This is a genomic window from Agromyces atrinae (assembly GCF_013407835.1).
GTDB lineage: Bacteria > Actinomycetota > Actinomycetes > Actinomycetales > Microbacteriaceae > Agromyces > Agromyces atrinae.
Genome location: NZ_JACCBI010000001.1, coordinates 143613 through 162633 on the forward strand (window position 1 = coordinate 143613; position 19021 = coordinate 162633).

Sequence of the window (19021 nt, forward strand, 5' to 3'; positions counted from 1 at the left end):
CCACCGGCATCCGTCGCCGGTCTCAGCCGATGCGCCTCGTCGACGCCCGCTCGATGAGCTGGGGGATCGAGGGTGCGATCGTCGGGCTCTCGCCGTTGATGCGCGCGAGGAGGGCGGCGAGCATGCCCTCGCCGATCTGCTGGAAGTCCTGACGCATCGTCGTGAGGGGCGGCGCGAGGTAGGCCGACTCGGGGATGTCGTCGAAGCCGACGATGCTCACGTCGCCGGGAACCGTGCGGCCGCGTTCCGTGAGCGCGTGGATGAGGCCGACCGACATCTGGTCGTTCGAGACGAACACCGCGGTGAGGCGGTCGAGGTCGCACTCGGCGCCGAAGCGGTAGCCCGACGACGGGGTCCAGTCGCCGTCGCCGATGATCTGACCCGAGAGGCCGCGCTCCGACAGCTCGTCGCGCCAGCCCCGGGAGCGTTCGCGCGAATCGACCGAATCGCTCGGGCCGGCGAGGTGGGCGATGTCGCGGTGGCCGAGTTCGGCGAGGTGGGCGACGGCGCGGCGGGCTCCCGCGTACTGGTCGGCTCCCACGGTCGTGATTCCGGGGCGGGATGTCGCTTCGAGGGCCACGAGGGGGATCGTGAGCTCCATGCCGGCGACGATGTCGACGGTGCCCTGGTGAGCCGTGATGACGGCGATGCCCTCGACGTTCTGGCGGAGGAACGCCCCGATCGCCGTGCGGATCGAGTTGGGCTCGCTGTCGATCATGTTCGCCGTGAACACCGACCACGAGGCGTGGCGGGCGGCGGCGTTGAAGTAGAGGAGCGTCGTCGACGGTCCGAACTCCGGCCCGCCGGTCGCGATGAGCCCGATCGTGCGCGAACGGCGCGTGACGAGCGCGCGAGCGGCCGGTGAGGGCACGTAGCGGAGCTTCTTGATCGCGTCTTCGACGCGCTGCCGCGTCGACGGGCGCACGTTCGGCAGGTTGTTGAGCACCCGCGAGACGGTCTGGTGCGAGACGCCGGCGAGGCGCGCGACATCGAAGATCGTCGACTGACGCGGCGTCTCCTCGGTCACGGTGTCCCCTCGTTCGGCGATCCGCCACATACGTCGCCGACGACGGTCACCGCGCGTCGAGCGGCCCCCGGTGCCGAATCGTGCATCGAATCGAACTGTAGTCGAGGGAGCGCTCTATGGTGTTTCACGCGCACGGCCCGCCGCGTCAGAGGGCATCCCCCCGATCGGGCGCATCGTCGACTCCGGCGATGACGGCGAGGAGCCGGTCGACCGTGAGGTCGTGGTTGGCGATATCGCCGACCTTGACGCGTTCCCGGAGGATCGCGACGCGGTTGCTGATGCGCAGCACCTCCTCGAGCTCGGCCGAGATGAAGATCACCGCGAGCCCGTTCTCGGCGAGGTCGGAGACGAGCTTCTGGATCTCGGCCTTCGCACCGATGTCGATGCCGCGTGTCGGCTCGTCGAGCACGATGAGTCGCGGGGCCGTCGCGAGCCAGCGCGAGAGCAGGACCTTCTGCTGGTTGCCGCCCGAGAGGTTCCGTACGAGCGTCTCGGGGTCGGTCGGCCGGATGTTCATCGCCTGGATGTAGCTCGCGGCGAGCTCGTCCTGCCTCCGGCGGGGGATCGGCCGGAACCAGCCGAGGTCGGCCTGCAGCGCCAGGGTGATGTTCTCCCGCACGCTCAGGTCGCCGATGATCCCTTCCGTTCGGCGGTCCTCGGACGCATAGGCGATGCGGTTCTTGAGCGCGCCGTGGGGGCTGCCGAGGCGGCGACGGATGCCGTCGATGAGGAGTGACCCCGAGTCGGGGGTGTCGGTGCCGGCGATGAGGCGTGCGAGCTCCGTGCGACCCGAACCGAGGAGGCCCGCGATGCCCACGATCTCACCCTCGTAGACCGAGAGGTCGAAGGGTTCGATGCCGCCCGCGCGACTCAGGCCGATCGCCTGCACGAGTGGCGTCTCGTCGCCGAGGTCGTCCTCGAGGCCGCTCTCTTCCGTGTGCGCGTGCAGCTCGTCGAGCATCGAGAGCTTGTTGCCGACCATCTTCTGCACGAGGTCGATCCGCAGGAGCTCATCGGTCAGGTACTCGCCGACGAGGCGGCCGTCGCGGAGCACGGTCAGGCGATCGGAGATCTCGTAGACCTGGTCGAGGAAATGCGAGATGAAGAGGATCGCGACGCCGGCCTTCTTGAGGCGTGTGATCGCGCGAAAGAGCTCGGTGACCTCGTCGTTGTCGAGGCTCGACGTGGGCTCGTCGAGGATGAGCACGCGGGCGTTGACCGCCGTCGCGCGGGCGATGGCGACGAGCTGCTGGACGGCGGGGGAGTGGTCGCCGAGCGACGATGCGGGATCGATGTCGAGTCCGAGGGCGGCGAGGCTCTCGGCGGCGAGGCGGCGGGTCTCCTTCCAGTCGATCCCCGTGAAGCGGTGTCGCGCCTCTCGGCCGAGCATGACGTTCTCGGCGACGGTGAGGTTCGGGAGGAGGTTGACCTCCTGGTAGACGGTCGAGATTCCGGCGTCCTGGGCGTCCGACGGCGTGTGGAAGTCGACGGCGGTGCCGTCGATCTCGATCGTGCCGTGGTCGATGCGGTGCACGCCTGTGAGCGCCTTGATGAGCGTCGACTTGCCGGCGCCGTTCTCTCCCATGAGCGAGTGGACCTCGCCGGGGAACATCCGGAAGTCGACTCCGTCGAGCGCGACGACTCCGGGGAACTCGACTCCGATCCCCGTCATCGACACGAGGGGTCGCGCGGCGCTCACCCGATGCTCCGCCGCTGCGCGGGGCGCGGGGGCGTCATGCCGTGGCTCTCATCCACTCGACGAACCTCCTTGTCCGTGAGAATGTTAGGGTTCACATCTTCCGATGGCAACCAGCGTAGTCGGCTCGTCGCGACCGGTAGGGCCGCTCCCCGCCCGGTGCGCCGCGGGGGAGACCGATCAGCGGGAGTCGCCGCCGACACGCTCTTGACAACCGGTGTGGGCACCATTATCGTCGCGTCTGACGGAAATGTGAAGGCTAACAATTCGGTCCGAGGCTCCTCTCAGAGTTGATTGAGGGTTCACGCCACGGCGAGTTGTTAGCGATCACACCTGTCATGCACCGAACCCCGTCCAGTTGGACGCATTCACGCTGCCGGACCACGCGTCGCGGCAGAGCTCAAGGAGGAGATCAATGGCTAGGTCAGCACGCTTCCGGTCGATTGCGGGTATCGCACTCGCCGGAGCCATGGCACTCGGAATCACCGCATGCTCGTCGGGCGACTCGGGTGACGCGGGCGGAGGCGACGGCGAAGGCCTCGTCACCGTCGGCTTCGTCGCGGTCGGCCCCGAGGGCGGATGGCGCACCGCCAACGAGCAGAACATCCAGGACGCCTTCTCGACCGAGAACGGCTTCACGCTCAAGTACGCCCCCGCCACGAACGGCGACCAGAACTCGCAGATCACCGCGTTCACGTCGTTCATCGACGAGGGCGTCGACGCGATCCTGCTCTCGGCGACCGAGGCCACTGGCTGGGAGGACGTGCTCAAGCGTGCTCAGGAGGCCGAGATCCCCGTCGTGCTCCTCGACCGCGGCATCGAGCCGGACGACACGAGCCTCTACACGAGCCGTATCGCACCCGACAACGTCGGCATCAGCACGTCGGCCGCCGAGTGGGCGAACGAGCAGTTCCCCGACGGCGCCAAGTACGTCGTCCTCGAAGGACCTCCCGGACTCTCGGTCGTCAACGACCGCAACAAGGGCTGGGACGCATCGATCGCCGACAACTTCACCAAGGTCGAGAGCCAGTCCGCGAACTGGTCGACGGAAGAGGCGAAGAGCGTCTTCGAGACGATCCTCAAGGCGAACAACAACGACATCCAGCTCGTCTTCGCACAGAACGACGAGATGGGGCTCGGCGCCGCGCTCGCCGTCGAAGAGGCGGGCCTCAAGCCCGGCACCGACGTGAAGATCATCACGATCGACGGAACGAAGGCCGCCCTCGAGGCGCTCGCCGCCGGTCGCCTGAGCTTCGTCGCCGAGTACAACCCGCTCTTCGGTGAAGACGCGGTCTCGGTCGTCAACAAGGCCCTTGCGGGCGACACGGTCGAGTCGAGCATCGTCGTGGCGTCCACGACCTTCGACTCGCCCGAGGCAGCGCAGACCGCGCTCCCCGACCGCAAGTTCTAGTTCCTTTCCACCACACGTGTCCGTTCCCGGGGCGACACCCCCGGGAACGGGCGCGTGGAACGCGCGGCCCGGCCGCGCGGCCCGACGACGCCGGTACCGGCAGGACGATGAGGCAGCCATGGCAGCGACAGCGCCGATCGTCGAGATGGAGGACATCTCGATCGAATTCCCCGGGGTCAAAGCACTCCAAGACGTGAACTTCCGCCTGTTCCCCGGCGAGGTCCACACTCTCATGGGGGAGAACGGCGCCGGAAAGTCGACGCTCATCAAGGCCCTCACCGGCGTCTACTCGATCGACTCGGGCACGATCAGCGTGTCGGGCTCCCCGATCAACTTCTCCGGAACGGCCGAGGCGCAGAACGCCGGCATCTCGACCGTGTACCAGGAGGTCAATCTCTGCGACAACCTCACCATCGGTGAGAACGTCATGCTCGGCCACGAGGTCCGTGGCCCCTTCGGCATCAACTGGCGGAAGACCCACGAGGCTGCGCACGACGCCCTCGTGAAGCTCGGCCTCGGTGCGCTCGACCCGCAGCAGCAGCTCTCGAGCATCTCGCTCGCGCTGCAGCAGCTCGTCGCCATCAGCCGCGCGATGGTCTCCGACTCGAAGGTGCTCATCCTCGACGAGCCCACCTCGAGCCTCGACGCCCACGAGGTCGAGGGCCTCTTCACCGTCATCCGTCACCTGCGCGACCAGGGTGTCGCGATCCTCTTCGTCTCCCACTTCCTCGACCAGGTCTACGCGATCAGCGACCGGCTCACCGTGCTCCGCAACGGCGAGTTCGTGGGGGAGTACCTCACCGCCGACCTCACGCGCGCACAGCTCATCTCGAAGATGATCGGCAAGGACTTCGACGCGCTCGCCTCGCTCGGATCGAACCGCGGCCGCGCCGACCACTCGAGCAGCGCCGCCTTCTACAGCGCGACGAACCTCGGCCGCAAGGGCTCCATCGAGCCCGTCGACATCGAGGTGCACCCCGGCGAGGTCGTCGGTCTCGCCGGCCTCCTCGGCTCGGGCCGCACCGAGCTCGGCCGCCTCATGTACGGCGCCGACCGCCCCGACTCCGGCGAGGTCACGATCGGCGGCAAGCGCAGCGACGTGCACACCCCCGTCGCCGGCCTCGCCCGCAAGATCGCCTTCTCGACCGAGAACCGCCGCGACGAGGGCATCATCGGAGACCTCACCGTGCGCGAGAACCTCATCCTCGCCGTGCAGGCGCGGCGGGGCTGGGCCCGCCCCCTGTCGCGACGCGAGCAGTCGGCGCTCTGCGCCAAGTACCTCACCGAACTCAACGTGCGCCCGGCCGACCCCGAGCGCCCCATCAAGAACCTCTCGGGCGGAAACCAGCAGAAGGTGCTCCTCGGGCGCTGGCTCGCGACGAACCCCGAACTGCTCATCCTCGACGAGCCCACACGCGGCATCGACATCGGCGCGAAGGCCGAGATCCAGGAGACGATCGCGACGCTCGCGGAGGACGGCATGGCCGTCGTCTTCATCTCCTCCGAGCTCGAAGAGGTCGTCCGGCTCAGCGAGAGGATCGTCGTGCTGAAGGATCACCGCAAGATCGGCGAGATCATGAACGGACCGGACATCACCGCGGAGACCGTCGTCGACGTCATCGCCGCAGAAGGGACCAGCGAATGAACGCCGCACCGACCGAGCGCTCCGCGGCGGCGAGAGCCGTCTCCGCTCTCGTGCACCAGCCCTACATCTGGGCGATCGTGGCGCTCGCGCTGCTCCTCATCATCAATCTCACGAAGAACCCGGCCTACCTCGCCGTCTCGGTCAACCCGGCGACGGGCGACCTCTCGGGCAACGTCATCGACATCCTGCGCGCGAGCGCACCCGTCATGATGATCGCCGTGGGGATGACGCTCGTCATCGCCACCCGCGGCATCGACCTCTCGGTCGGCTCGGTCATGGCCGTCTCGGGCGCCGTCTCGATGGAGTTCATGCAGAGCTCGGGATCGAACGATCTCGGATCGGCCGTGCTCGCCGGGGCGCTCGCGCTCGGCATCAGCGCGCTGCTCGGAACCGTCAACGGAATCCTCGTCTCGGTCGTCGGCCTCCAGCCCTTCATCACGACGCTCGTCATGATGCTCGCGGGGCGCGGACTCGCGAAGGTCATCACGGCCGGTCAGAACACGTCAGCGACCAACGACGCGTTCCGCTGGATCGCGAACGGCACGATCCTCGGCTTCCCCGTCGTCTTCATCATCGCCGCGGCGATCGTCGCGATCATCGCCGTCCTCGTCCGCCGCACGGCGCTCGGCCTCATGATCGAGGCGATCGGCATCAACCCGAAGGCCGCCCGTATGGCCGGCATCCGCCCCATCGGCATCCTCATCTCCGTCTACATCGTGAGCGCCGTGCTCGCGGGTGTCGCGGGCATCTTCGCGACGGCGAGCGTCATGACGGTCGAGGTCGCGAAGACCGGCATGACCGCCGAGATGGACGCCATCCTCGCCGTCGTCATCGGCGGCACGTCGCTCGCGGGAGGCAAGTTCTCGCTCACGGGAAGCGTCATCGGCGCGCTCCTCATCGCGACGCTCGACAAGACGATCGTGTACCTCTCGATCCCGTCGTCGGCGACGCCCGCCTTCAAGGCCGTCGTCATCGTCATCGTCTGTCTCCTGCAGTCGCAGAGGGTGCGGGCGTTCTTCAGTCAACGACGATCCAGTACCACCCGGACGACGAAGGGAGCGGTGTCGGCATGACCTCCACGCTCATCGAACGACCGACCGAGCGCTCGCTCGTGTCGCGATTCCGACCGAAGCTCGAGACGCTTCCCACCCTCGCGGCCATGGTGATCTTCGTCGCCATGATCATCTACGGCGAGGTGGCGTACGGCCGCATCGTGCAGTTCAGCACGATCTCGAACCTCTTCATCAACAACGCGTACCTCATCATCCTCGCGGTGGGTCTGACCTTCGTCATCCTCACCGGCGGAATCGACCTCTCGGTCGGCGCCGTCATCGCGATCTCGAGTCTCGTGGGCGTCATGCTCGCCAACGCCGGCTGGAACCCGCTCGTCGTCATCGTGCTCATGATCCTCATCGGATCGGTGTTCGGTCTGGCCTCGGGCATCCTCATCCAGTACTTCAACGTGCAACCGTTCATCGCGACGCTCGCGATGATGTTCCTCGCCCGCGGTCTCGCGTCGATCCTCAGCACGACGCCCGAGCGTCTCGACGACGACTCGCCCATCCGCTCCCTCTCGACCGAGTGGAAGATCATCGACGGGCCGAAGATCAACGACCTCGTCGTCACGCCGAACGTGCTCATCGCGGTGCTCGTCGTCATCATCGCCTTCTTCGTGCTGCACCGCACGCGACTCGGACGCACGGTCTACGCGATCGGCGGCTCCGAGCAGTCGGCCCTCCTCATGGGTCTGCCCGTCGTCCGCACGAAACTCGCGATCTACATCATCAGCGGCACGCTCGCCGGACTCGCGGCCGTCGTCTACACCTCGAAGCTCGGCATCGCCCAGAACATCACGGGCGTCGGGTGGGAGCTCGACGCGATCGCGGCGGTCATCATCGGCGGCACGCTCCTCACGGGAGGCGCGGGCTTCGTGCTCGGCTCGGTCGTCGGCGCGCTCGTGCTCGGACTCATGAACGTGCTCATCACGCGCGACGGCAGCATCCCGCCGGAGGCGACGACGATCATCACCGGCGGCATCCTGCTCGTCTTCGTTCTCCTGCAGCGACTCGTCGTCTCACGCAAACGCAAGACCTGATCACCCCCTCACGTTTCACCCCCTCGCTCGACAACGAAGCCGAACCCCGGAGGAATCGCGCCATGAAGCCCACCCCTGTCAGAACGGTGGTCGCCGCACTGGCGATGTCACTGACGATCCCGCTCGTCGGCGCGATGCCCGCCGTCGCCGCCGACGACGGACTGGTCCTGCACTATGCGCTCGACGAGTCGAGCGGCACGACCGCCGTCGACTCCTCGGGCAACGGCCATGACGGCGCCTACGTCGGCGGCGTCACGCTCGCCGGCAGCGAGGGCGTCGCTCTCGACGGCGTCAACGGCCATGTCACGCTGCCGAACGACATCCTCTCGGGGCTCGACTCCATCACGGTGAGCACCGAGGTGCTCATCAGGCCGACGCAGGCGACGCCGTACTTCATCTTCGGTCTCGGCAACCCCGCGACGAGCGGTTCGGGCACCGGTTACCTGTTCGTGACGGGCAACGCCTACAAGGCCGCCATCACGACGGGCAACTGGAGCGGCGAGCAGTCGCTCACGTCGGGCGCGAACGTCGAGCGGGGTGTCTGGAAGACGCTCACCTACACGCTCGACGACGCGACCGACACGGCGACGATCTACCTCGACGGCGCCGTCGTCGCGACGAAGACCGGCGTGACGATCAGGCCGGGTGCGCTCGGCGGCGGTACGACGACCTCGAACTACATCGGTCGCTCGAACTACGCGACGGACCGGTACCTCTCGGGCAGCGTCCGTGACTTCCGCATCTACGACTCGGCCCTCGACGCGACCGCCGTCGCGGCGCTGCACCCGAGCGATGCGACGCGGGCCGCCCGTGACGCCGCAGCGCTCGGCCTCGGCGACCTGTCGGCCGTCACCGCGAACCTCTCGCTCCCGGCGACGGGCGTCAACGGCTCGGCCATCACGTGGTCGTCCGACACTCCCGCCGTCGTCTCGAACTCGGGCGCGGTCACGCGACCGGCCGCGGGTTCGGGCGACGCCGTCGTCACGCTGACCGCGACGATCACGCGCGGCGCGGCGAGCGACTCGAAGCCGTTCACGGTGACCGTCCCGGCGCTCCGTGACGACCAGTCCGACGTCGAAGCGGCAGCCGCGGAGCTCGTCGTCAACGGCCTCGACGACGTGCGCGGGAACATCACGCTGCCCGGTGCGCCCGAGGGCATGGGCATCGAGTGGAAGACCTCCGAGCCGGGCATCATCGCGAGCGACGGCGTCGTCACGCGCCCGGCCGTCGACACCGAGGTCATCGTCACCGCGCGCCTCACGAAGAACGCCGCCGAGACGACCCGCGACTTCACCGCGACCGTGCGTGCCGCGGTCGAGGACACCGAGTACGAGGGCTACGCCTTCGCCTACTTCACCGGTAACTCGCTCGAGGGCGAGAACATCTACTTCGCGGCGAGCGAGGGCAACAACGCCCTCCAGTGGCGGGAGCTCAACGGCGGTCAGCCGACCCTCCGTTCGACCGAGGGCACGAAGGGCCTCCGCGACCCGTTCCTCATCCGCTCTCCCGAGGGCGACACGTTCTACCTCATCGCGACCGACCTCTCGATCGGCGGCGGCACCTCGTGGGGCGAATCCGTGCGTCAGGGCAGCCACTACATCGAGGTGTGGGAATCGCACGACCTCGTGAACTGGTCGGAGCAGCGCCACCTCAAGGTCGCGCCCGACAACGCCGGCAACACGTGGGCGCCCGAGGCGTACTACGACGAGTCGATCGGCGCCTACGTCGTGTTCTGGGCCTCCTCGCTCTACGCCGACGACGACCCCGGTCACGTGGGCAACTCGTACCACCGCATGATGTACGTCACGACGCGTGACTTCGTCACCTTCACCGAGCCCGAGATCTGGCAGGACCAGGGCCTCTCGCGCATCGACTCGACCGTCCTCGAGGTCGACGGCACCTACCACCGCTTCACGAAGGACGAGGGAGCGGGCGGCACGGGCTGCAGCGACATCATCCAGGAGAAGTCGACCGACCTGCGCGCGGCCCTCGACTCGTGGTCGATGGTGACGAGCTGCATCGGTCGGGATGCCGGCACGAGCGCCGTCGAGGGCCCGACGGTCTTCCCGGCGAACCCCGGCGACGTCAACGGCGAGAAGTTCTACCTCTTCGTCGACGAGTACGGCGGACGCGGCTACATCCCGCTCGAGACGGAGGACATCGAGAACCCCGACTGGACGGTCTCGGCGAACTACGACCTGCCCGCGAGCCCGCGCCACGGCACCGTCATCCCGGTGACCGCCGCCGAGCTCGAGGCGCTCGTCGAGAACGAGCCGACCGGCCCGCAGCCCGCCCCGGTCAACGAGGCCGGCGAACTGCTGCGCTACTCGTTCGACGGCGGCTCGGGCTCGACCGTCGCCGACGTCTCGGGCAACGGCCAGGACGGCGCGATCGTCGGCGGCGCGACGTGGCAGGACGGCGCGCTCCGTCTCGACGGCGCGACCGGCTACGTCGACCTCCCCGACAACCTGCTCGCGGGGCTCGACGACATCACGATCGAGGCGGATGTCTGGATCGATTCGGCCCAGACCGGTGCGTACTTCATCTACGGTCTCGGCAACACGGTGTCGGGAGCCGGTAACGGCTACCTGTTCACGACGGGCAATGCGTACCGCACGAGCCTCGCGACGGGCAACTGGACGACGGAGCAGACCGTCTCGCAGGGCTCGAACCTCGCTCGTGGCCGCTGGGCGCACCTCACGTACACGCTCGAGGGCACGACGGCGACCATCTACCTCGATGGTGTGGCCGTGGCGACGAGCACCGTGACGACGAACCCCGGCGACATCGGCGGCGGCACGACGACGGCCAATTATCTCGGCCGCTCGAACTACGACGCCGACAACCGGTTCCGTGGTCAGTTCCGTGAGTTCGCGATCTTCAACCGCGCGCTCTCCTCGGCCGAGGTGCTCGAGTCGTCGGGCAACACGCAGGCGCTCGCCGACGTGTCGCTCGCCGAGGACGTGCTGAAGACGGCTCCGATCGTCGACGCCTCGACCCGCGAGATCGTCTTCCCCGTCGAGCGCGGCACCGACCTGACCGCTCTCACGCCCGTCTACACGACGTCGTCGGCCGTCACGGCGACCCCGGCATCGGGCACGACGCGCGATCTGAGCGCTCCCGTCGAGGTGAGCCTCGCGTCCGCGACCGGCGACCCCGTCGTCTGGACGCTCCGCGCCGTCGTCATGGGCAGCCCGTCGATCCCGGGTCTCTACGCCGACCCGAACATCGTCGCCTACGGTGACACGTACTACGTCTACGCGACGTCCGACGGCTACCCCGGATGGGGCGGCAAGGACTTCTACGTCTGGTCGTCGAAGAACCTCGTCGACTGGGAGCGCGCGGCCGAGCCGTTCCTCACCCTCGACGGCTCCAACGGCAACGTGCCGTGGGCGACGGGCAACGCGTGGGCTCCGACGATCGCCGAGAAGGACGGGAAGTACTACTTCTACTTCAGCGGTCACAACCCGACCTACGACAGGAAGACGATCGGCGTCGCCGTCGCCGACCACCCGGAAGGACCGTTCACGGCCGACCCGACCGCGATGATCCTCAACAACGAGTCGGTGACGTCGGGTCAGGCCATCGACCCCGCGACCTTCGTCGACCCGAAGACGGGCAAGCACTACCTGTTCTGGGGCAATGGATCGCCCGTCTATGCGGAGCTCTCCGACGACATGCGGTCGATCAAGCAGGACACCCTGCGCCGGATCAACGGTCTGACCGATTTCCGCGAGGGACTGTTCCTCAACTACCGCGACGGTCTGTACCACCTGACCTACTCGATCGACGACACCGGCTCGACGAACTACCGTGTCGGCTACGCGACGTCGACGAGCGTCGACGGACCGTGGACCTACCGCGGCGTGATCCTCGAGAAGGACACCTCGCTCGGCATCCTCGCGACGGGGCACAGCTCGATCCTCAACGTGCCGGGAACGGATGACTGGTACATCGCGTACCACCGTTTCGCGATCCCCGGCGGCGACGGCCAGCACCGCGAATCGACGATCGACCGTGTGACGTTCAACGAGCAGACGGGACTCATGAACCCCGTGACCCCGACGCTCGAGAGCGTGTCGCCGCAGGCGATCGTCGACGACGAACCGCTCGCCGCATCGATCTCGGGTACCGCTCGCGAGGGCGAGACGCTCACCGCGGCGGCGTCCGAGCCGTGGGAGGCGACCGGCTTCGTCTGGTCGCGCGACGACTCGGTCATCGAGGGCGCGACGGCGAGCACCTACGCGCTCACCGCGGCCGATGTCGGCGCGACGATCTCGGTCGAGGTCTCCGCGTCGAAGCCGCTCTGGAGCGACGCGACCGACAGTGCAGCGGTCGGACCGGTCCTCCCCGCCGAGGGCGACGTCGACCCGACGGTCGCGATCACCATCGACGGCCCGGCCGAGAACGCCGCGGGCTGGCGGAACGGACCGGTCACGGTCTCGCTCACCCTCACGGGCGGCGACGACGATGCCGCCGAGTACCGCCTCGACGAGGGGGAGTGGGTCGCGTACGGCGAGCCCGTCACCCTGAGTGAGGACGGCTCGACGCTCGTCGAGTACCGTGCGACGCGAGGCGGCGACGCCGTCGAGGGCACCCGCGGCAGCGCGACCGTGCGCATCGACGCGATCGCCCCGGTCTCGACGATCGCGCTGAGCCCCGAGGACGGCCTCGGGTCGGCGGACGAGCCGGTGACGGTCACCGCGACGGCGACGGATGCCACGTCGGGAGTCGCGACGGTCGAGTACCGTCTCGGCGACGGCGAGTGGGCGGTATTCCCGACCGACGGGCTCGAGTTCACCGAGGTCGGCGCGACGGTCGTGTCGTACCGCTCGACCGACCTTGCCGGCAACGTCGAGACCGCGCGCTCCGTGGTCGTGACGATCGCCGCCGACGGCACCGTGGGCACGCTCGAGCTCGAGTCGACGACCCTCACGGCGGGCGAGTCGTTCACCGTCCGCGGCAGCGGGTTCGGCGCCGACGAGCGGGTCGAGTTCACGCTCTTCTCGACGCCGACGCACCTCGGCGGAGTCCAGACGGACGCCTCGGGCTCGTTCACGGCGACGCTCCTCGTACCGGCATCCGTCGCGGCGGGCGAGCACACGCTGCGCGCCGCGGGCGCCGACTCGGGCATCACCGCCGAGGTCGACGTCACGGTCGTGGCCGCCCCGGCCGCGCCGGGCTCGGGTGGTCCCGGAGATCCCCTCGCGAACACGGGTATCGCGATCGGAGGGTTCGTGACGGCGGCCGGCATCCTGCTGCTCGCCGGAGCGTTCCTCGTGCTGCGTCGCCGTCGTCGGGGATCGACGGAGACGCGCGCCTAGCAGGGAGACACGAACGGCCCCTCCCTCCGCGAACTGATCGCGGAGGGAGGGGCCGTCGTCGTTCGAGCCCCGTTCGGTGCGGCCCGCCCCTAGGCTGGGCGGATGACGGATGACACGGCACGCGCACTGGCCATCGCTGTCGCGCAGTTCGCGCCGACGGCCGACCGCGACGAGAACCTCAGCACGATCGGCGCCCTCGCGCGCCGGGCCGCCGAGCGCGGCGCGTCACTCGTCGTCTTCCCCGAGTACTCGAGCCGGTTCACGCCCGAGCCCGGCCCGCTGTGGCTCGAGCACGCCGAGAGCCTCGACGGGCCCTTCGTCACGGCGCTCTCGAGCCTCGCCGACGAGATCGGCGTGCACCTCGTCGCGGGCTTCGTCGAGAAGGCCGACGGCGAGCGGGTCTCGAACACCCTCGTCGCGATCGCACCCGAGCGCGGTGTCGTCGCGACGTACCGCAAGCTCCACCTCTACGACGCGTTCGGCCAGAAGGAGTCGGAGTGGGTGCTGCCGGGCGACATCGACGAGCCCGAGACGTTCGACGTCGACGGGCTCCGCATCGGACTGCAGACGTGCTACGACGTGCGCTTCCCCGAGGTCACCCGCCGTCTCGTCGACGCGGGCGCGGACGTCGTGTGCATCCCCGCGGAGTGGGTGCGCGGCCCGCTCAAGGAACACCACTGGCGCACGCTCGTCACAGCGCGAGCGCTCGAGAACACCATCTTCGTCGCCGCGGCCGACCACACTCCGCCGATCGGCGTCGGCACGAGCCTCATCGTCGACCCCATGGGCGTGGAACTCGCGGCGCTCGGCGAGACCGAGGACGTCGCCCTCGCGTGGGTCTCGCGCGAACGTATCGATGCGGTGCGCGTCGTCAATCCCGCCCTCGCGCTTCGTCGCTTTGCCGTCGTCCCGCGGTAGCGCTCGGAGCTCAGCCGACGGCCGTCACGGCGTCGGCGGGAACGAAGAGGCTGAGCCGCAGACCACAATCGTGATCGCGCGACATCACGTCGTCGAGGCCGAGCACGTAGAGGCGCGCGAGCTCGAGCCCCGTCGGTTCGCTCGCGCTCACACGCCCAGTTTCGCGAGACGCGTGACCGCGTCATCCAGCACGTCGCGTCGCTTGCAGAAGGCGAACCGCACGAGCGTCGAGTACTCCGGCCGGGCCTCCGCGCGTACGAACGCGGTCAGCGGGATGCCGACGACGCCCGCACGCGCGGGGAGCTCGCGGCAGAAGTCCGTGGCGTCGGTGACCCCGAGCTCCCGGGCGTCGGCGACGACGAAGTACCCGGCATCCGGTATCGAGACGGCGAAACCGGCCGATTCGAGCCCGGCGACGAGGAGGTCGCGCTTCGACTCGAGCGTCGCGCTGATCTCGGCGAAGCGTTCGCCGGGCAGGTCGAGGCCGACGGCGATGGCGGGCTGGAAGGGAGCACCGTTCACGAAGGTCAGGTACTGCTTCACCGCGAGGATGCGCGTGATGTAGAAGGCGGGCGCGGTGATCCAGCCGATCTTCCAACCGGTCGTGCTGAACGTCTTGCCGCCCGACGAGATCGTGACGGTGCGTTCGAAGCCGCCCGCGATGCTCGCGATCGGGATGTGCGTCTGCCCGAACGTCAGGTGCTCGTAGACCTCGTCGGTCACGATGATCGCGTCGTGCAGGTGCGCGAGCTCGACGATGAGCTCGAGCGTCTCGCGGTCGAAGACGGCGCCGGTCGGATTGTGCGGGGTGTTGACGAGGATGACGCGGGTGCGCGGCCCGACGGCTGCGCGAAGTGCGTCGTGGTCGGGCGTGAAGTCGGGAAAGCGCAGCGGAACCGTGCGGAGGGTGCCGCGAGCAAGGGCGGTGAGCGCTCCGTACGCGTCGTAGAACGGCTCGAACGTCACGACCTCGTCGCCGTGGTCGACGAGCGCCAGAAGTGTGGCGGCGAGGGCCTCCGTCGCGCCCGCGGTGACGAGCACCTGGGTCGCCGGGTCGACGGTGAGGCCGTAGAAGCGCTTCTGGTGCCGAGCGATCGCCTCGCGCAGCACGGGCATGCCGAGGCCGGGCGGGTACTGGTTCACGCCCGTCGCGATCGCGTGCCGCGCGGCCTCGAGCACCTCGGCGGGGCCGTCCTCGTCGGGGAAGCCCTGACCGAGATTGAGAGCACCGGTCTGCACCGCGATCGCGCTCATCTCGGCGAAGATCGTCGGTGCGACCGACCCGTCGGGGGCGAGCAGTCCGGCTCCGTCAGCGGCGCGCTGCCACGGCTCGTGTCGAGTCATCGTCGTCCTTCCCTCGTGTCCTCACGCTATCGGGTGGACGTGGGTGGGCACGGGTGGGCGCGGTGACCGTTCCGGCGGATGTCGCGGTGACTCGCCGCGGAACGGGCGCCCATAGGCGGTGTGTCGCGCGGAGTTCCGCCGGAACGGTCCACGGGCGCGTATCGCCTCGCGAGCGGCGCCGAAGGATGTCTGTGGATAACCGTCTCTGCGCGTTCGCGGTGTCTTAGCGTGAAACGCACGCCCCGAACGTCGCGATGGATCGCCGCCGCCCTGTCGCTCGCGGTCGCCGTGAGCCTCAGTGCCTGCGTGACCGAGCCCGAGCCGCCGCCGCGCACGTCATCCGCGACCCCCGCGCCCGATTCGGTGTTCGACTCCGACGCCGACGCGCTCGCCGCGGCCATTGAGGCTTACGAGGCGTACAACGCCGCTTCCAACGTGATCTTCAACGAAGGCGGGAAGGACCCCAAACGTGTTCTGCGCCTAGTGAGCGAACAATATGGAGAGCAGCTACTAAAAGAGTTCGAGTCGTTCCGGCTCCAGGGCTTCCGCGGCTCAGGCGCAACGACATTCGATTCGGCACGTTTGCTCGACCGCTACACAGACCCAATATTGATGGAGGTCGTCGAGATTTACCTTTGCGCGGACGTCGGCGACTCTCGAGTTCTGGATTCGGAAGGCCGCGACCAGACTCCCAAAGACCGTCCCACGCGAGTGCCGCTCGTCGTCAACTTTCAGTCGGATACAGCCGGTTCCAATCGGCTCATCGTTGGGGGGAGTGAACGTTGGGACGGCGCCGACTCCTGCTGAGCATTGGTCTTTTCGCATTCGTCGCAGCCTTAGTCCTCCCAGCTACTAGTGCCGCGCTTGCTTGCAGTGCATCCGGTATTCGGACAGGTGACTGCGGATCTAGCATCGGTGACGATGAGGTGACTCTCGGTGGAGGGCAAGACGCGGGCGGAGGTAACGGCGACGACGCGACCGGCGGGCCGAGCGTCGGCGGCGGGGAGTCCGAGCCAGATCCGTGCGATTCCGATGTGTGTTCGGGGGAGTACCGGTACGACCTCGGTCCGTGTCCGCCCGACAACCCTGACTGCGGGGGTTCCGCGCCGATCACGCTCAGCGACATAGCCTCGTTCCGCCCCGACACCGGCTCGGCGCGCATGGAACCGAACGGGTGGGCTGTCACCGGCCTCCCGGCGAACTTCGTCGCCGATGCGGGAGTCGACGACGTGACCGGAACGCTCCTCGGTGCCCCGGCGACCGTGCGCTTCACGCCGATCGGGTACCGCTGGGCGCACAGCGACGGCCCGACGATCACCTCATCGAACGGGGGAGCGACGTGGGCGTCGCTCGGCCTCTCCGACTTCTCGACGACTCCGACGAGTCGCACCTTCGAGGAGCGCGGCCGCTACACGGTCGACGTCTTCGTCGAGTACTCCGCGCAGTACCGCTACGGCGGAGCGTGGGTGCCCATCCTCGGTAGCCTGGAGGTCCGGAGCGACACCCACACCGTCATCGTGCGGAGCGCGAAGACCGTTTTGGTCGATCGCGATTGCGATTCCTCGCCCGGCGGGCCCGGTTGCTGAGAGTTCTCAACGAGAATTCGGCTGAGCGATAGTAAGTTCATAGGTTCCGTCGATTGGCCGCACAGCTTGAGGGGTCAGGCTGAGCGTGCTTGGAAGGAGCACCATGACAGAGAACATCAACGGCGCCGCACCGGAGCAGGATCCGGAGTCCGCCGCATCGGCACCCGAGAACCACGCCGTCGAGACCCCCGCAACGGATGCCGCGAGCAGTGCAGCCCCCGCAGCGAACACGGCACCGGCCGACGCACAGGCGCACGACGCGTCCGGTGCGACCGAGACGCGTAGCGAGACCGAAGCGCCGAACGCGCCCGCGGCGAACACGCCGGAAGCCGACACCGACGTCGTCGCACCCGTCGCCCCCGTGACGCCGCCGCCCGCCGTGGCCCCGCCCGCCCCGCAGGCGACGGTGTACGAGCCCGGTCAGGCTCCCCACGCCTACGGCCAGCCCGCCACCCCCGCTGTGCCGACGGCCACGACCCCGCAGGCCACGGCCCCGCAGTCCGCGAGCCAGCACACCGCCCCGCAGCAGCCCGCCTACACGGGCGTTACCGCTCCCTACGGCTCCGGCCAGAACACCACGTCGGCCTACGGCCAGCAGAACTCCTACGCGCCCCCGGCGCCGGGTTCGGCCGTGCCTCCCGCGTTCGGCGGCCCCTCGGGCACCCAGAACCCCTACTCGCAGCACCACACGCAGCCGACCGTTCCCCTCGCGGGCGTCGACACCGCGACGAAGACGAAGAAGTCCAACACGGGCCTCCTCCTCGCGGGTGTCGCCGTCGCGGCAGCGATCATCGGCGGCGTCTCCGGCGCGGGTGCATTCGCTCTCGCCGGTGCTAACCAGCCGTCATCCGTGCCGGTCAGCGAAGGCAGCGCGCAGAACATCGTCATCAACGACACCGATGACGTCAACCGCATCGCCGCCGTCGCGGCGAAGGCCTCGCCGAGCGTCGTCACGATCTCGGTCACCGGCTCGGCGAGCGGCGGAACCGGCTCGGGCGTCATCCTCAGCGAAGACGGCTACGTGCTGACCAACACCCACGTCGTGACGCTCGACGGCAGCACCGCGAGCCCCACGATCTCGGTCAAGCTCGACGACGGGCGTCTGTTCACGGCGACCATCGTCGGCACCGACCCGTACTCCGACCTCGCCGTCATCAAGCTCGACGACGCGAGCGGTCTGACCCCGCTCGAGTTCGCCGACTCGTCGAAGCTCAACGTCGGTGACACGGCGATCGCGATCGGCGCACCCCTCGGCCTCTCGGGCACCGTGACCAACGGCATCGTGAGCGCGCTCAACCGCAGCATCACGGTCGCGTCGTCGGCCGTCCCTGAGGAAGACCAGCAGCAGCAGGAGAACCAGGGCGAGCAGCCCACCGATCCCTTCGACTTCTGGAACTTCCCGAACGAGGGCGGCACCGAGGACCAGGGCTCGCAGGGCCAGGGCCAGAGCCAGGCGTCGAGCTCGATCTCGCTCTCCGTCATCCAGACCGACGCGGCGATCAACCCGGGTAACTCGGGCGGTGCGCTGCTCGACGGCGACGGCAACCTCATCGGCATCAACGTCGCGATCCTGAGCGCGGGCGGCTCCACGACCGAGGCCGGCAACATCGGCGTCGGCTTCGCGGTTCCGGCGAACCTCGCCGAGCGCGTCGCGCAGGAGCTCATCGACAACGGCAAGGCCACCCACGGCCTCCTCGGCGCGATGGTCTCCGACGCGGCAGCGGATGCCTCGAGCGACACGGTCGGCGCACTCATCTCCGACGTGACCGCCGGCGGTGCAGCCGAGGCCGCCGGCCTCCAGGCCGGCGACGTCGTCACCGAGTTCAACGGCGTGCGCATCACCGATGCGACCGATCTGACCGCGCAGGTGCGCTTCCTCGCCGGCGGCGCGAAGGCTGAACTCAGCTTCGTGCGCGACGGCAAGGCCGCCACCGCGACGGTGGAGCTCGGCACGCTCTGACCCCGCCTCCTTCCC

Annotated in this window: 13 protein-coding genes; 9 read left to right on the forward strand and 4 right to left on the reverse strand. The window is 68.7% G+C overall.

The window, feature by feature from the left end:
• Positions 1-22: 22 nt before the first annotated feature.
• Together BJ972_RS00620 and BJ972_RS00625 are read right to left on the reverse strand one after the other, a co-directional pair.
• Positions 23-1027 carry a LacI family DNA-binding transcriptional regulator gene (locus tag BJ972_RS00620; RefSeq protein WP_206736554.1) on the reverse strand — a complete coding sequence of 335 codons (1005 nt, stop codon included), beginning with the start codon at positions 1025-1027 and terminating at the stop codon, positions 23-25.
• 145 nt (positions 1028-1172) lie between these two features.
• Positions 1173-2699: a sugar ABC transporter ATP-binding protein gene (locus tag BJ972_RS00625; RefSeq protein WP_129177242.1), complete on the reverse strand. Its 1527-nt coding sequence runs from the start codon at positions 2697-2699 to the stop codon at positions 1173-1175.
• 439 nt (positions 2700-3138) lie between these two features.
• Between BJ972_RS00625 and BJ972_RS00630 the strand changes: the two genes are divergently transcribed.
• From BJ972_RS00630 to BJ972_RS00655, 6 genes are all read left to right on the forward strand, one after another.
• The gene (locus BJ972_RS00630) at positions 3139-4134 is read left to right on the forward strand and encodes an ABC transporter substrate-binding protein (RefSeq protein WP_129177165.1); all 996 of its coding nucleotides are present in this window, start codon (positions 3139-3141) and stop codon (positions 4132-4134) included.
• Between the two features lie 118 nt (positions 4135-4252).
• Positions 4253-5779: a sugar ABC transporter ATP-binding protein gene (locus BJ972_RS00635; RefSeq protein WP_129177163.1), complete on the forward strand. Its 1527-nt coding sequence runs from the start codon at positions 4253-4255 to the stop codon at positions 5777-5779.
• Entirely contained in the window at positions 5776-6852 is a 1077-nt protein-coding gene (locus tag BJ972_RS00640) for an ABC transporter permease (protein WP_129177161.1), read from the forward strand. Before BJ972_RS00635 ends, BJ972_RS00640 begins: the two co-directional genes overlap by 4 nt.
• Positions 6849-7874 carry an ABC transporter permease subunit gene (locus BJ972_RS00645; RefSeq protein WP_129177160.1) on the forward strand — a complete coding sequence of 342 codons (1026 nt, stop codon included), beginning with the start codon at positions 6849-6851 and terminating at the stop codon, positions 7872-7874. Before BJ972_RS00640 ends, BJ972_RS00645 begins: the two co-directional genes overlap by 4 nt.
• Positions 7875-7936: 62 nt before the next feature.
• Positions 7937-13198 carry a family 43 glycosylhydrolase gene (locus BJ972_RS00650; protein ID WP_129177239.1) on the forward strand — a complete coding sequence of 1754 codons (5262 nt, stop codon included), beginning with the start codon at positions 7937-7939 and terminating at the stop codon, positions 13196-13198.
• A gap of 102 nt (positions 13199-13300) precedes the next feature.
• Positions 13301-14116, forward strand: a complete 816-nt coding sequence (locus BJ972_RS00655; RefSeq protein WP_129177158.1) for a carbon-nitrogen hydrolase family protein — start codon at positions 13301-13303, stop codon at positions 14114-14116.
• A 10-nt stretch (positions 14117-14126) separates the two neighbouring features.
• Here the strand turns inward: BJ972_RS00655 and BJ972_RS00660 are convergent, their stop codons facing one another.
• Both BJ972_RS00660 and BJ972_RS00665 read right to left on the reverse strand, forming a co-directional pair.
• Positions 14127-14267 (reverse strand): hypothetical protein, encoded by a 141-nt coding sequence (locus BJ972_RS00660; protein ID WP_164989997.1) that lies wholly within the window; start codon positions 14265-14267, stop codon positions 14127-14129.
• Complete coding sequence (locus tag BJ972_RS00665; RefSeq protein WP_129177156.1) at positions 14264-15460, reverse strand: aminotransferase class I/II-fold pyridoxal phosphate-dependent enzyme; 1197 nt, start codon at positions 15458-15460, stop codon at positions 14264-14266. Before BJ972_RS00665 ends, BJ972_RS00660 begins: the two co-directional genes overlap by 4 nt.
• 228 nt (positions 15461-15688) lie before the next feature.
• Between BJ972_RS00665 and BJ972_RS00670 the strand changes: the two genes are divergently transcribed.
• From BJ972_RS00670 to BJ972_RS17500, 3 genes are all read left to right on the forward strand, one after another.
• Entirely contained in the window at positions 15689-16267 is a 579-nt protein-coding gene (locus tag BJ972_RS00670) for a hypothetical protein (RefSeq protein WP_129177154.1), read from the forward strand.
• Between the two features lie 353 nt (positions 16268-16620).
• Positions 16621-17046, forward strand: coding sequence for a hypothetical protein (locus BJ972_RS00675; RefSeq protein ID WP_129177152.1), 426 nt, complete (start codon positions 16621-16623; stop codon positions 17044-17046).
• 103 nt (positions 17047-17149) lie between these two features.
• Complete coding sequence (locus BJ972_RS17500; protein WP_129177150.1) at positions 17150-19006, forward strand: trypsin-like peptidase domain-containing protein; 1857 nt, start codon at positions 17150-17152, stop codon at positions 19004-19006.
• The last annotated feature ends 15 nt before the right edge of the window (positions 19007-19021 follow it).